The following is a 14069-nucleotide window of genomic DNA, read 5'->3' as shown; positions in this document are numbered from 1 at the left end:
ATGGCGAAGGTGATTGGAATCGACCTGGGCACCACCAACTCCTGCGTCGCCGTCATGGAAGGCGGCGAGCCGGTGGTCATCCCCAACAGCGAAGGCAGCCGCACCACGCCCTCCATGGTGGGCTTCACCGACTCCGGTGAGCGCCTGGTGGGCCAGATTGCCAAGCGGCAGGCCATCACCAACCCGGAGAACACGGTCTTCGCGGCCAAGCGTCTCATTGGCCGGAAGTTCGACTCGCCGGAGGCGAAGAAGGCCATTGGCGTCTCCTCCTTCAAGGTGGCGCCCAGCCCCAACGGCGACGCGTGGGTCGAAATCCGGGGCAAGGGCTACAGCCCGCCGGAAGTCAGCGCCATCGTGCTGATGAAGATGAAGCAGACGGCGGAGGACTACCTGGGTGAGCCCGTCACCGAGGCCGTCATCACCGTCCCCGCGTACTTCAACGACAGCCAGCGCCAGGCCACCAAGGACGCGGGCCGCATCGCGGGCCTCAACGTGCTGCGCATCATCAACGAGCCCACCGCCGCCGCGCTCGCGTACGGCCTGGACAAGGTGAAGGACGCCACCACGGAGCGCGTCGCCGTCTACGACCTGGGCGGCGGCACGTTCGATATCTCCATCCTGGAGCTCACCGCCGGCGTGTTCGAGGTGAAGAGCACCAACGGCGATACGTTCCTGGGCGGCGAGGACTTCGACCAGCGCCTCATCGACTACCTGGCCAAGCGCTTCGCGGAGCAGAACAACGGCCTGGACCTGCGCAAGGACCGCATGGCGCTCCAGCGCCTGAAGGAAGCGGCGGAGCGCGCCAAGCACGAGCTGTCCAGCGCCCCGGAGACGGAGGTCAACCTCCCGTTCATCACCGCGGACGCGTCCGGCCCCAAGCACCTCACGGAGACCGTGGACCGGTCCACCTTCGAGGCCCTGGTCGCGGACCTCATCGACCGCTCCATCGAGCCGTGCCGCATCGCGCTCAAGGACGCGGGCGTCACCGCGCAGGCCATCAACCAGGTCCTCCTGGTGGGCGGCATGACGCGCATGCCGCGCGTGCAGCAGAAGGTGAAGGAGTTCTTCGGCAAGGAGCCTCACAAGGGCATCAACCCGGATGAAGTCGTGGCCGTGGGCGCGGCCATCCAGGGCGGCGTGCTCAAGGGCGAGGTGAAGGACGTCCTCCTCTTGGACGTCACGCCGCTGTCCCTGGGCGTGGAGACCGCGGGCGGCGTCTTCACGAAGATCATCGACAAGAACACCACCATCCCCTGCAAGAAGGGCCAGGTGTTCTCCACCGCGGTGGACAACCAGCCGCTCGTGTCCGTGCACGTCCTGCAGGGCGAGCGCGAGATGGCCGCGGACAACAAGACGCTGGCGCGCTTCGAACTGGTGGGCATCCCGCCCGCGCCGCGCGGCGTGCCGCAGATTGAAGTGTCCTTCGACATCGACGCGAACGGCATCGTCCACGTGAGCGCGCGCGACCTGGGCACCGGCAAGCAGCAGCAGGTGCGCGTGGTGGGCAACTCCGGCCTCACCGAGGCGGAGATCCAGACGATGATCACCGACGCCCAGTCGCACTCCGTGGACGACAAGAAGAAGAAGGAGCTGGCGGAGCTGCGCAACAACGCGGACGGGCTCATCTACACCACGGAGAAGAGCCTGGAGGAGTACGCCAACCTCCTGTCGGAGAAGGACAAGGGCGAAATCCAGGCGGACCTGGAGCGCCTGCGCTCCATCCTCAACACCTCCGACGCCGGCGCCCTGAAGGAAGCCTTCCAGCGCCTGGAGGGCAGCGCGTACCGCATCGCGGACGCCATCTACACGGACCAGGCCAAGTCCGGCTGATGCCTCACCCCGGGTGCGCGGGCCGGGCGGTGCAATCGCCCGGTCCCCCCGTTCGTAGGCCCGGGGGTCCGCCTCTTTCTTCCCCGGAGCCTCCCCCATGGAATTGACTGAAGCCGTCGTGATCATCCTGGTCACGGGCATGACCGTCGGCGTGCCGCTGTTCGGCCTCACGGTGCGCTTCGCCCTCAAGCCCGTGGTGGAGACGTGGCTGCGCGTGCGCGAGGTCCAGGCCCGCGGGCAGGTGGCCGCCGGGGAGCTGGAGGGGCTGCGCGCGCGGGTGGCGCACCTGGAGCACATGCTGGACCGGCACGGCATGCTGGAGCACCCCGTCACCCGTGCGTCGCCCGAGCTTCCGGAACTGCCGGAGCGCCTGACGCCGGTGGTGCGCGTGGACCGCGAGCGCGTCTGACGCCCCACCCGGGGGGCGCTCCATTGTGCCCGGGTTTTCGGGTATTGATGGACGCGTGGCGTTCCAATCCCCGGAAGAAGAGCTGGCCTTCCTGCGCGGCCTGATGGCCGTGAACCGGATGGCCGACGACATCCTCGAGGACTGCCTGGAGCGGGGGCTGGACCTCGACACCGGCCTGGATGTGTTCCTCACGCAGTGCGCCCGGATGGTGCACGCGAAGGCGGGCTTCGTGTCGCTCCGGGGCACGCGCGGCCCGGTGCTGACGCGTGTGCTGGGCGAACTGGGCGTGGACGTCTTCGAGGCGGCCCACTGGAGCGGCCCCCGGAAGCTGCGGGAAGAAGGCCGGATGCTCTTCTGCCAGCAGCTCACCCTGGGACGGCTGAACCTGGGCGGGCTGGGCCTGCTGGTGGAGGGGAACTTCGAGGACGGCGGCGCGCGGGTGATGGGGCTGGTGGAGGCGATTGGCGAACAGCTGGACTCCGCGGTGCTGTCCTTCCTGGCGCTGACGGACGGGCGGGGCCCGCTGGAGCGGCTGGACGAACTGGACGTGGACGGCACGCCGGTCAACCGCGGGCGCATTGGCCGCTATGAAGTCGTGCGTCCCCTGGGCACGGGCGGCATGGCGCAGGTGCTCATCGCGCGCACGCGCGGGCCGGAGGGGCTGGGGCGGCTGGTGGCGCTCAAGCGCATCCTCCCCCACCTGACGGCGCAGCCGGAGATGGTGCAGCAGTTCCTGGACGAGGCGCGCATCGGCCTGCGGCTGTCGCACCCCAACCTGGTGCACGTCTACGACTTCGGCGAGGCGCAGGGCGCGTACTACATCGCCATGGAGCTGGTGAACGGCATCGACCTGGACCGGCTCTTGCGCGCCAACAAGGGGCCGCTGGAGCCGGCGGTGGTGTCCGCCATCGTGTCGCAGGCGCTCATGGGGCTGCACGCCGCGCATGCGCTCAAGGGCGAGGACGGCGCGTCCCTGGAGCTGGTGCACCGCGACCTGTCGCCGCACAACCTGATGGTGGGCTTCGACGGCCAGGTGAAGGTGCTGGACTTCGGCGTGGCCAAGGTGCGCGCGCAGCGCACGGTGACGCTGCCGGGCATCGTGAAGGGCAAGCCGCTCTACATGTCCCCGGAGCAGGCGCTGGGCCAGAAGCTGGACGCACGCAGCGACCTGTTCGCCATGGGGCTCATCCTCTACCAGTCCCTCACGGGCCGGCGCGCCTTCGAGCGCGAGGACGAGCTGGCCTCCATGAAGGCCATCTGCCAGGAGAAGCTGACCAAGCCCCCGGAGGTGCCCGCGCCCTTGTGGAACGTGCTGTCGGTGGCGCTGTCCAAGGCTCCGGAGGCCCGCTTCGACAACGCCCACGCCATGGCGGACCGGCTGCTGGCCGCGTGTCCCCCCGCGCGCGACACGGCGCTGGCGGCGCTGGCGGGGCGGCTGTTCCCGGAGCGGCTGCGCGACTCGCAGCGGCTGGAGACCGCCGTGGACCACGCGCGGGAGGTCCCTACCCGAGCGACGCCGCCCACCCGCGCGCCGCGCTGAACCGGAGGGATGCGCCACCCCCCGCACACCGCGCGCGTGAAGGCGCGGCATGCGGGGCGGAGCACAAGGCCTGTGACTCTTTCCCTCCGGGGGCGCTACCTGCGCTTGAGCGGATCGATGTCCGGGCCCGCGGTGTAGCCGGCGCGGCGCGTCTCCTCGTCCACGTCGGCCTCGGTGCGCACCACCGTCACGTCTCCCAGCTCCTCGTGGCGGACGCGGCCCTCCATGCTGCGGCGCTCCTCGATGGGGCGCTTGTGGATGGTGATCTCCTCGTCCGTGTACGCGCGCTTGGTCAGCTCCGCCTCCTCCGCGCTCAGGGGGATGCGGATGGTCTCCTCGCGGAAGTCCGCCACGTCGCCGGGGATGTTGTCCCCCTTCACCGCCCGGCGCACCACCTCCACCTCCTCGTGGCGCAGCGGGACCTCCACCGTCTTCATCTCCTCCACGACGATCTTCCGCACCTGCGCCTCGCCCGCGGAGCGCTGGTGCTTGGTGACGCCCAGCTCCTCATGGTGCGTGCGCAGCGTGACGTCCTCGTTCGCGATGCGCTCCTTGCCGCGCAGGTCCGCGCGCAGGTCCGCGCGCAGTTCGCGCTCCTTGAGGCCGACCTTCTCCGCGCCGGCCCTCGCGGCGTCCCCCACCTTCTGGGCGCCTGCCTTCAGCCCCGCGCCAATTCCTCCCGCGCTGCCGGTGGCCGCCGCCGCCGTCGCGCCCACCGCCCCGGCGCCCACGCCGCCAGTCCGGCCCTCCACGATGCCGCCGGCGTCCGCCAGGCCGCTGAGCGCCTCGCGGCCGTGGTTGAGGTAGATCTCCCCGTTGCGGATGTCGCTCACCTCCACGTAGCGGACCAGGTAGTCCTTCGGGAAGAACATGCCCTTCTCGATGTGGAACTCGCCCTCGCTCACGGCGAACACCTTGCCCAGCTTCTCGCCGTCGCTGCTGCGGACCGTCATCCCTTCCTTGATGTCGTTGCGCTTGATCATCATTGCCTTGGCTCCTTGTGCCTTCACATCGGGTCGGGTGTGGCCGGAAGCGGTGCGCCAGGGCCGTCCGTCGCGCTGAAGGGGGTTCCTGGGGGGAAGTGGACGCGAGGTGCCCGCCACGGCCATCACCCGCAAAGTGGGTGCAGTGACGCCCAAGAAAACCCCTGCTGCTGGATGATCCAGGGGCTCGGTACGCCGCACGCCGCTGACAACGGCACGCGGCACGCCTCCCGTCTCCTGTCCGGACAGCAGGCGTGCAGGGGCGTAACCACCGGTCCCCATGTTGGCGGCGCGCGTCCCCACACCCCACTGTGTGGACGCGAGCCCGGATGTCCCGGCCCGCGCGACGAAGGAGCCTGCGATGCGAGCCACGAGGCCAGGCCGGGGACTCGGGTGGATGGCCGGCGCGGTGGGGCTGCTGGTGGCGGGCCGGTTCCTGCGCCGCCGCGCCGCCGCGTCCCTCCCGGAGTCCACGCCGGAAGAGGCCTGGGGCCTGGGGCCTGTCTCCCGGGCGCCCACCGCGCCACCGGACGCGGAAGCCCCTCCTTCCTCCGCCGGGTGGAGCCTGACGCACGAGGACACGGCGCCCTGGGAGGACGGCGAGGGGGAAGGGCCCGGGCCCGGAAGCCTGCCGAGGATCCGCCGGGGGCCGTCGGGCCGGGAGCACTTCTGGCTGGAGCCCTGAGCGGGCGGGTGCGCACCGGCGGTGGGGGAGGGGGCTCGCGACAGCGCTGTTCCGAGGTGTTGGCGGGACTCCGGAGCCAAGCTGTGCGCTTGACCCATGGGGAGGGCTCCCCTAGAAAACCGGGGCTTTGCCCGTCATCTCCCCCGGAGGAACCCCCCGCATGCGACGACTTGCCCCGATGCTCCTCGCCGCGCTCGCCGTCCTGGCGGCCGCCTGCGAGAAGAAGACGCAGCCCACGGGAGAGGCGGGAGGCGCGCCCGCGGCGCAGGCCCCGGCCACCGCGCAGGGTGGCGGCACGCCTCCGGCGGGGAGCGACGTCATCGTGCTGGGCGAAGTGGGCGCGCTGACGGGCGGCCAGGCGACGTTCGGCATCTCCAGCCGCAACGGCATCGCGCTGGCGCTGAAGGAAGCCAACGCGGCTGGCGGCGTGAAGGGCAAGAAGCTGGTCGTGCGCGTGTACGACGACCAGAGCAAGCCCGAGGAGGCGGCGCAGGCCGTCACCCGCCTCATCACCCAGGACAAGGTGGTGCTCATCCTGGGCGAGGTGGCCTCGTCCAGCTCCCTGGCCATGGCGGAGAAGGCGCAGGCGGCCGGCGTGCCCATGATCACCCCGTCGTCCACCAACCCCTCCGTGACGGAGAAGGGCGACAACATCTTCCGCGTCTGCTTCATCGACCCGTTCCAGGGCTTCGTGATGGCGAAGTTCGCGCGGGAGAACCTCAAGCTCAACAAGGTCGCGGTGCTCCAGGACAACAAGAGCGCCTACTCCATTGGCCTCACGGAGGTCTTCCGCCAGAAGTTCGCGGAGATGGGCGGGAAGATCACCGTCACGGAGAGCTACAGCCAGGGCGACACGGACTACCGCGCGCAGCTGACCGCCATCAAGAAGACGCAGCCGGAAGGCATCTACGTGCCGGGCTACTACAGCGAGGTGGGCGTCATCGCCCGCCAGGCGCGTGAGCTGGGCCTGAAGGTGCCGCTGATGGGCGGCGACGGCTGGGACTCCGAGAAGCTCTTCGAACTGGGCGGCAGCGCCATCGACGGCAGCTACTTCTCCAACCACTACTCGCCGGACAACCCGGACGAGCGCGTGAAGAAGTTCATCGCGGACTACAAGGCGGACTACAACGGCGCGGTGCCGGACGCGCTCGCGGCGCTGGCGTATGACGCCGCGCGCGTCGCCATCGAGGCGCTCAAGAACGCCCCGGACACCAGCGGCCCGGCCCTGCGCGCGGCCATCGCGAAGACGAAGGACTTCCCCGGCGTGGCGGGCAACATCACGCTGGACGACAAGCGCAACGCGGTGAAGTCCGCCGTGGTGCTGAAGGTCGCGGACGGCAAGTCCACCTACGTCACCACCATCTCTCCGTAGTCCAGGGCCACCCCCGGCACATGTCGCAGCTCCTCCAGCACCTCATCAACGGTCTGGCCGCCGGCACCATCTACGCCCTGGTCGCGCTGGGCTACACGATGGTGTACGGCGTCCTCAAGCTCATCAACTTCGCCCACGGCGACGTGATGATGGTCGGCGTCTACATGGGCTACGCGACCGCCTTCGCCCTCGGGCGTCAGGCGCAGCGTTCCCTGTGGGGCGTGGTCGTCATCTTCGCGGTGGCCATGGTGGGGTGCGCGATCCTCGGCTTCCTCATCGAGCGCTTCGCCTACCGGCCGCTGCGTGAGAAGCCGCGCCTCACGGCGCTCATCACCGCCATCGGCATCTCGTTCGCGCTGTCGTACGGCTTCCAGCTGGACATCGGCTTCCTGCCGGGCGCGTCCCCCCGGGCCTTCCCGGAGGTCATCGTCCCCAGCGAGTGGTTCATCATCGGGGACCGCGACGTGGTGGTGTGGAACTGGCAGGTCATCAGCTTCCTCATCGCAGTGGGGCTGATGGCCGCGCTCCAGTTCCTCGTGTACCGCACGCGCTTCGGCAAGGCGATGCGCGCGGTGTCCTACGACCACCGCACCGCGGCGCTGATGGGCATCCCCACCGACCGCATCATCGCGCTGACGTTCATGCTCTCCAGCGCGCTGGCGGCGGGCGCGGGCCTGCTCTACGCCATCAAGGACACGTCCGTGAGTCCGCTCATGGGCCTGTACGTGGGCCTCAAGGCCTTCGTGGCGGCGGTCATCGGCGGCATCGGCAACGTGCCGGGCGCCGTGGTGGGCGCGCTGCTCCTGGGCCTGGTGGAGGAGTTCGTGGTGGGCTACGCGGCCAGCACCTGGCGTGACGCGGTGGCCTTCGGCTTCCTCATCCTGGTGCTGCTGGTGAAGCCGGGTGGCCTGTTCGGCCGCGTCACGGCGGAGAAGGTCTGATGGCGGCCCCGGGTGGAGTGACGACGCTGTCCGACGATGACGTGGGCCGCGTGCCCCCGGCCCTGCGCGGCATCCTGCCGGTGCTCATCGCGCTGCCGGTGCTGGCGCTGGCGGAGGCGCTGCTGGGCACGTCCCCCTTCGCCACGTACCTGCTGTCCGTGGTGGGGGTGAACATCATCCTCGCGGTGAGCCTCAACATCGTGAACGGCATGACGGGCCAGTTCTCCATTGGCCACGCGGGCTTCATGGCCGTGGGCGCGTACATCGCGGGCGTCACGTCGCTGGAGCTCAAGGAGGTGGCGCTGTCCTTCCTGCCCGTCGCCGCCAGCGACCAGGTGCTCTTCACCGTGGCGCTGCTCGCGGGCGGCACCTGCGCGGCGCTGTGCGGGTTCCTGGTGGGCCTGCCGTCGCTGCGGCTGCGCGGGGACTACCTGGCCATCGTGACGCTGGGCTTCGGTGAAATCATCCGCGTGGTGGTGCAGAACACGGAGGCCTTCGGCCGCGCGCTGGGCCTGTCCGGCATCCCGCAGTACTCCAGCGTGGCCATGGTGTACTTCTGGGTCTTCCTGGTGGTGCTGGTGGCCCGGCGCATCGCGGGTTCCAGCCACGGCCGCAGCCTGTGGGCCATCCGCGAGGACGAAGTGGCCGCGGAGGCCATGGGCGTGGACACCACCGGCTACAAGGTCCGCGCGTTCGTCATCTCGTCGTTCTTCGCGGGCATCGCGGGCGGCCTGTTCGCCCACTTCGTGCCCATCATCAACCCGGGCTCGTTCACCTTCGTGAAGTCCATGGAGGTCGTCGTCATGGTGGTGCTGGGCGGCCTGGGCTCCAGCACGGGCGCCATCGTCGCGGCCATCTTCCTCACGCTGCTGCCGGAAGGCCTGCGCTCGCTGTTCGGCGTGCTGGGCGCGGAGGGCAGCCTGGCGCAGAAGGTGGATCAGATCCGCATGCCCGTGTACGGCCTGTTGCTGGTGGTGCTGATGCTGGCCCGGCCGCAGGGCCTGTTCGGCACGAAGGAGCTCTGGGACGTGCTGCCCCGGTGGTTTCCCCGGAAGAAGAAGGGGCTGTCATGAGCGCCGCCATTGCTTCGGCCCCGGGTTCTGGCGACGCGCTGCTCCAGGCGTCCGGCGTGAGCATCCGCTTCGGGGGCCTCAAGGCCCTCACGGACTTCAACCTCACCGTGCGCCAGGGCGACCTGCTGGGCCTGATTGGTCCCAACGGCGCGGGCAAGTCCACCGCGTTCAACGTGCTCACCGGCGTGTACCAGCCCACCGAGGGCGAGGTGCGCGTGGCCGGGCAGCGGGTGAACGGCTGGGTGCCGCATCAGATCAACCACCTGGGCCTCGCGCGCACGTTCCAGAACATCCGCCTGTTCCGCGCCCTGACCGCGCTGGACAACGTGAAGGTGGCCTGCCGCGCGCAGGGGGGGCTGCACCCGGTGCGCCTGGGCCTCGCCGCGAAGGCGGGCACGGCGATGCGCAACTACCGCGACTGGTGGCGCGCGCTGCTGCTCACCCCCGGCTTCCAGGCCGAGGAGCGCGAGCTGACGCGCCAGGCGGAGCACCTGCTGGAGGTGATGGGCCTGTCGCACCGCCGCGACGAGGAGGCCAGGAACCTCCCCTACGGCGAGCAGCGCCGGCTGGAGATCGCCCGCGCGCTGGGCACGCGCCCCAAGGTGCTGCTGCTGGACGAGCCCGCGGCGGGCATGAACACGCGTGAGAAGGCGGACCTGATGGTGCTCATCCGCCGGCTGCGCGACGAGTTCTCGCTGGGGGTGCTGGTCATCGAGCACGACATGAAGCTGGTGATGGGCATCTGCGAGCGCATCACCGTGCTGGACCACGGCGAGACGATTGCCCGCGGCGCTCCGGCGGAGGTGCGCAGCGACCGCAAGGTCATCGAGGCGTACCTGGGCGACAGCTACCTGGAGTCCCACGGAGGCGCGGCGTGAGCGAGCCGGTGAAGGTGCTGGGCGAGCGGCGCGCGTTCGAGCCGCTGTTGTCGGTGGAGGGCATCCAGGTCCGCTACGGCGCCATCCAGGCGCTCCGGGGCGTGTCGCTGACGGTGGGCAAGGGCGAGATGGTGGCCCTCATCGGCGCGAACGGCGCGGGCAAGACGAGCACCCTGCGCGCGGTGAGCGGCATGCTCAAGCCGTCCGCGGGCCGCATCACGCTCGCGGGGCAGGACATCACGGGCCTGAAGGCGCACCAGCTGGTGCCGCGCGGCATGGCGCACGCGCCGGAGGGGCGGGGCATCTTCCCCAACCTCACCGTGTACGAGAACCTGGAGCTGGGTGCGTATCTGCGCAAGGACACCGCCCAGGTGCGCCTGGACATGGACAAGGGGTTCAGCCTCTTTCCGGTGCTGCGGGAGCGCCAGCGGCAACTGGCGGGCACGCTGTCCGGCGGCGAGCAGCAGATGCTGGCCATTGCCCGGGCGCTCCTGAGCAAGCCGCAGCTGCTGCTCCTGGACGAGCCGTCCCTGGGCCTGGCGCCGCAGGTGACGGAGACCATCTTCCGCACGCTGCGCGAGGTGAACGCCACCGGCGTCAGCGTGCTCCTGGTGGAGCAGAACGCGCACCTGGCCCTCAACGCCGCCCACTACGGCTACGTGCTGGAGACGGGCGAGGTGGTGATGGCCGGCCCGGGCAAGGCGCTGCTGGAGAGCGCCGAGATTCGGCGCGCGTACCTGGGCGAATAGCCCTCCCGCGCCGACTTTCCGGCCCCCGGTGCGTTGTCCGCCCCCGGACGCTTCCGGGGGCGGGGCGCGGGCAAGTTGCTCGCGCTGCGTCGAAACTCGGGTAGTCAGCGGCGGAGCACTTCGTCTAGCGTCCGACAGGACACCCCGTTTTCTTCCACTTCCCTTTCAGGAAGCGTGCCCATGCGCCCGTTGTCCCGCCTCCTTCTTGCCTCGCTCACCACCCTCGCGCTCATCGCCGGCGCGTGCGCCAACCAGCAGAAGACCGACGGCTCCTCCTCGGGCAGCTCCGGTGGCGGCCAGGCGACCTCCACCATCGAGGACGTGCCCAACGAGCCCGTCCCGGGTGCGGACGGCACCGCCGCGGCCGCCGGTCCGGCCTTCAAGCCCTACGAGGCGACGGAAGGCTTCACCATCGGCATGCCGACGGAGCCCCAGGTGGAGCGCAAGGCGGTCCCGCTGGGCGCCAACACGGTGAACACCGCGGCCTTCTCCTCGCGCACCGAGGACGGCACCATCTACTCCATCAGCACCGCGGACTACCCGGAGAAGCTGGTGGCGAGCCGTCCTCCGGAAGCCCTGCTGAACGAGGGCAAGGACGGCTTGGTGAAGCAGGTCCAGGGCACCATCAAGGAAGAGGCCGACGTCACCCTGGATGGCTACCCCGGCAAGTCCTACACGGTCAGCTCGCCGGTCGTCGGTGAGATCAAGGCGCGCAACTTCCTGGTGGGCCCGCGCCTGTACACGCTGCTCGTCATCTACAACCCCAACCACCCCAACACCACGGCGGACGCGTTCCTCACCTCGCTGAAGCTGGTGAACCCGCCCCCGGCCGTCACCACGGCCACGCCGGACGCCGGCACGGCCGCGGACGCGGGCACGCTCGAGAGCGCGGACGCGGGCACGGGCACGGGCACCGACGCGGGCACCCCCGCCCCGCGCCGTCGCAAGGCGAAGTAGTCGCAATGCACTGACGCGACGCTCCCACGACTCTCAAGAGCCTTGGGGGGCGTCGCGCGGTGTGGGTGTGTTCACCTTTCGCGTGGAGAGTGTCGGGCCCTCCGGGTCCGCCTCCGCCGGATTCCGCCCACCCGATTGCTCCCATGTCACCCGTCCCTACCTTTCGGGCGGGGATACGACAGGGGGCGCAAATCACATGATGTCCTGGGTGGGAGCCCTGCTGACCACGGTCGTGGCGGCGGGTGGGGTGCCCATGGTGCCGGCGGGCGGGGGCAATGCCCTGACGCTGCCGGCGCATCGGCATGCGGTGCGGATCGAGACGGGCAATGGGCATGCGCCCACGTGGCTCCTGGCCATCCAGCAGCAGGGGGCGGAAGGAGAGGGGCTGAACCTCTTCCGCTCCGAGGACGGGTTCCAGGGCTTCACGAAGCTGGCGGAGATCCAACCGGATGCGTCGCACCATGACCGCGCGGAGCTGGTCGCGGTGGGGCGGGACGTGGCGGTCGTCTACGCGTACGAGGCGCCATCGCTGGCGGCGTCGTCGCGGCACGACGTGTACTTCCAGTGGTGGCGCTACGACGAGGCGCAAGACACCTGGACGCCGGAGCCGGCGGTGCGGGTGTTCAACGCGGACAGCACCACGGCGTACTCGCGGGCGCTGTTGGCGAGGGACTCGAAAGGGCGGCTGTGGGTGCAGGCGTTCCGGCTGGAGTCGGACGGCGGCGCCACGGCGGTGGTGGCGGTGTCCACGGACGGTGGCGCCAGCTTCCAGCGGCAGCCGGACCTGGGGCGCACGCGGAAGCGGGGGGGAGGGCGGCTGCTCAGCGTGGGGTCGAAGCTCGTCTTCTTCTGGGCCATGCATGACGGCTTCGAGCCCACGCGGTTGCGGGTGCGTGACGCCGCGGATCCGCTGGACACGTGGGGGCCGCAGCGTGACGCGTTCTCCGACGGCATCTACCATGGCGCGGCGCTGAGCGCGGTGGAGGACGGGAAGGGCGGCATCCACCTGGTCTACAAGGATGAGACGGAGCGGCTGTATTACCGGCGCTTCGACGGGACGTCCTTCGGCTCGCGCATCCTGGTGGAGGGGACGCCGGACTGGGCGTTGCAGCCCGCGGTCACGCGCATCGGGGATGCGCTGTATGTCTTCTACAATCACTTCCAGACGGCGACGGATTACGAAATCCAGGTGCGGGTGCTGCGCAACGGAGCGTTCAGCGACCCGGTGACGCTGGATTCGCGCACGAGCTTCAAGGGCTACCTGAGCACGCTGGACGTGCTGCCGGACAGCGTCACGGAGGTGCCGTGTTTCTACGGCGACGCGGTGGACGCGAACTCCAGCGGCCGGGTGATGCGCGTGGCCCTGCCGCGCCAGCCGGAAGGAGGCGGTGGCTCCGGTCAGGACGGCGGGACTTCGGATGGCGGCGGTGGCGGGATTGACGGTGGCGCCGGGACTCCGGATGGCGGGAGCGCGCCGGATGCGGGGACGCCGGATGCGGGCACGGATGGCGGCGTGGACGCGGGGATGCCGGATGCGGGCTCGGATGGCGGCGTGGACGCGGGGACACCGCCGGTCGATGGCGGGGTGCAGGGCCCGGTGACGCTGGAGCCGGTGTTCACGAACACGACGCACGAGGTGCTGGCGGTGGACGGCGCGGGCACGGTGTACGCGCTGGCGCTGGACGGGAGCCGTTCGAAGCTGTGGGCGAGCACGGATGGTGGGCGCACCTTCAGCGCGAGAGGGCAGGGGCTGGGCGGGGCGTCGTTCTGGGTGATGGCGATGCTGAAGGACGGGACGCTGCTGGCGCAGATGAGCCGCAGCGGCAGCTACCACCTGGAGCGCTCGACGGACGGAGGGGCGACGTGGGCGGACGTGGCCGCGCTGGGGAGCTACCGCGCGATGTCGGCAGCGAGCTTCGCGGAGCTGGGCAACACGGTGTTCTTCCTGGAGTACCAGACGTTCACCTCCGCGAACACGCCGCTGCGCCTGTGGGCGAGCACGGACGGCGGGGCGACATGGGCGGTGCGGGCCACGTTCCAGGACCACCGGCACGGCACGGCGCTGTACGCGGATGCGACGCGGAGCGTGTTGTGGGCCACGTTCGGGAGCAGCAGCGCGCAGGCGGCGGTGAAGCGCTCCACGGACGGAGGCCGCACCTGGACGAAGGTGATGGACGGCTACGCGGCCAACGCGGTGACGGGCGAGGTGCTGGCGGGAGGGGAGCTACTGCTGGGCCAGTCCACGCTCTACGAGCCGGAGCACCCGAAGCTCTTGCGCGTGTACGCGAGCAGCAGGGTGGACGCGCTGATGACATTGCCGGGTCCGGCGTACTCGCTGAACGCGCTGACGGGAGGCGGCTTCGTGCTGGGAACGGCGAGGGCGGACGTGGGGGACGTGCAGCCCGCGTCGGACGTGTACGCGCGGCTGTTCACGAGCACGGACGGCGTGGCGTGGCTGGAGGCCCGGAGATTCGAGCGGGCCACGAGCACGTCCCTGGCCCGAGCGGAGGTCTGGGGCGTGTTGCCCAACGGAGACCTGGTGGTGCGGGCGGAGAACCTGAAGGGCTTCGGAACCGGAGGGAAGGGGTTCCAGGTCCTGCGGGTGAAGCGCTGAGGCACGGCGTCACGGTGGGGCGCGAAGCCCCACCGTGA

12 protein-coding genes are annotated in these 14069 nt (G+C 70.4%); 11 read left to right on the top strand and 1 reads right to left on the bottom strand.

The genetic code is table 11. The annotated features are described in order from the left end of the window. The 3 genes from dnaK (at nt 1) to D7X32_RS19330 (ending at nt 3779) form a co-directional block, all read left to right on the top strand. Nucleotides 1–1830 carry a molecular chaperone DnaK gene (gene dnaK, locus D7X32_RS19340; protein WP_120604043.1) on the top strand — a complete coding sequence of 610 codons (1830 nt, stop codon included), beginning with the start codon at nt 1–3 and terminating at the stop codon, nt 1828–1830. A 97-nt stretch (nt 1831–1927) separates the two neighbouring features. After that, nucleotides 1928–2239, top strand: coding sequence for a hypothetical protein (locus D7X32_RS19335; protein WP_147450192.1), 312 nt, complete (start codon nt 1928–1930; stop codon nt 2237–2239). Nucleotides 2240–2294: 55 nt separating this feature from the next. Next, nucleotides 2295–3779 (top strand): serine/threonine-protein kinase, encoded by a 1485-nt coding sequence (locus D7X32_RS19330; RefSeq protein ID WP_120604041.1) that lies wholly within the window; start codon nt 2295–2297, stop codon nt 3777–3779. A gap of 95 nt (nt 3780–3874) precedes the next feature. On the opposite strand, the gene D7X32_RS45490 is transcribed toward D7X32_RS19330, so the two are convergent. Further along, a complete protein-coding gene (locus D7X32_RS45490; protein WP_158625714.1) occupies nt 3875–4765 on the bottom strand; it encodes a YsnF/AvaK domain-containing protein in 891 nt (296 codons plus the stop codon). Between the two features lie 358 nt (nt 4766–5123). On the opposite strand from D7X32_RS45490, the gene D7X32_RS45485 reads away from it, so the two are divergent. The 8 genes from D7X32_RS45485 (at nt 5124) to D7X32_RS19290 (ending at nt 14031) form a co-directional block, all read left to right on the top strand. Further along, entirely contained in the window at nt 5124–5447 is a 324-nt protein-coding gene (locus D7X32_RS45485; RefSeq protein ID WP_158625713.1) for a hypothetical protein, read from the top strand. A 160-nt stretch (nt 5448–5607) separates the two neighbouring features. Then, nucleotides 5608–6819, top strand: a complete 1212-nt coding sequence (locus tag D7X32_RS19320) for an ABC transporter substrate-binding protein (protein ID WP_120604039.1) — start codon at nt 5608–5610, stop codon at nt 6817–6819. A gap of 20 nt (nt 6820–6839) precedes the next feature. Further along, nucleotides 6840–7760 (top strand): branched-chain amino acid ABC transporter permease, encoded by a 921-nt coding sequence (locus D7X32_RS19315; protein WP_120604038.1) that lies wholly within the window; start codon nt 6840–6842, stop codon nt 7758–7760. Beyond that, nucleotides 7760–8833, top strand: a complete 1074-nt coding sequence (locus tag D7X32_RS19310; RefSeq protein WP_120604037.1) for a branched-chain amino acid ABC transporter permease — start codon at nt 7760–7762, stop codon at nt 8831–8833. The genes D7X32_RS19315 and D7X32_RS19310 overlap by 1 nt, the downstream gene beginning before the upstream one ends. Further along, nucleotides 8830–9711 (top strand): ABC transporter ATP-binding protein, encoded by an 882-nt coding sequence (locus D7X32_RS19305; RefSeq protein WP_120604036.1) that lies wholly within the window; start codon nt 8830–8832, stop codon nt 9709–9711. The genes D7X32_RS19310 and D7X32_RS19305 overlap by 4 nt, the downstream gene beginning before the upstream one ends. Further along, nucleotides 9708–10460 (top strand): ABC transporter ATP-binding protein, encoded by a 753-nt coding sequence (locus tag D7X32_RS19300; RefSeq protein WP_120604035.1) that lies wholly within the window; start codon nt 9708–9710, stop codon nt 10458–10460. The genes D7X32_RS19305 and D7X32_RS19300 overlap by 4 nt, the downstream gene beginning before the upstream one ends. A gap of 180 nt (nt 10461–10640) precedes the next feature. Beyond that, complete coding sequence (locus tag D7X32_RS19295) at nt 10641–11417, top strand: hypothetical protein (RefSeq protein WP_171449234.1); 777 nt, start codon at nt 10641–10643, stop codon at nt 11415–11417. 196 nt (nt 11418–11613) lie between these two features. Beyond that, on the top strand, nt 11614–14031 hold the full coding sequence (locus tag D7X32_RS19290; RefSeq protein ID WP_244239085.1) for a WD40/YVTN/BNR-like repeat-containing protein: 2418 nt from the start codon (nt 11614–11616) through the stop codon (nt 14029–14031). Nucleotides 14032–14069 lie beyond the last annotated feature (38 nt).

The organism is Corallococcus carmarthensis, from assembly GCF_003611695.1.
Classification (GTDB): domain Bacteria; phylum Myxococcota; class Myxococcia; order Myxococcales; family Myxococcaceae; genus Corallococcus; species Corallococcus carmarthensis.
This window is presented reverse-complemented; position numbering and strand designations above follow the sequence as displayed.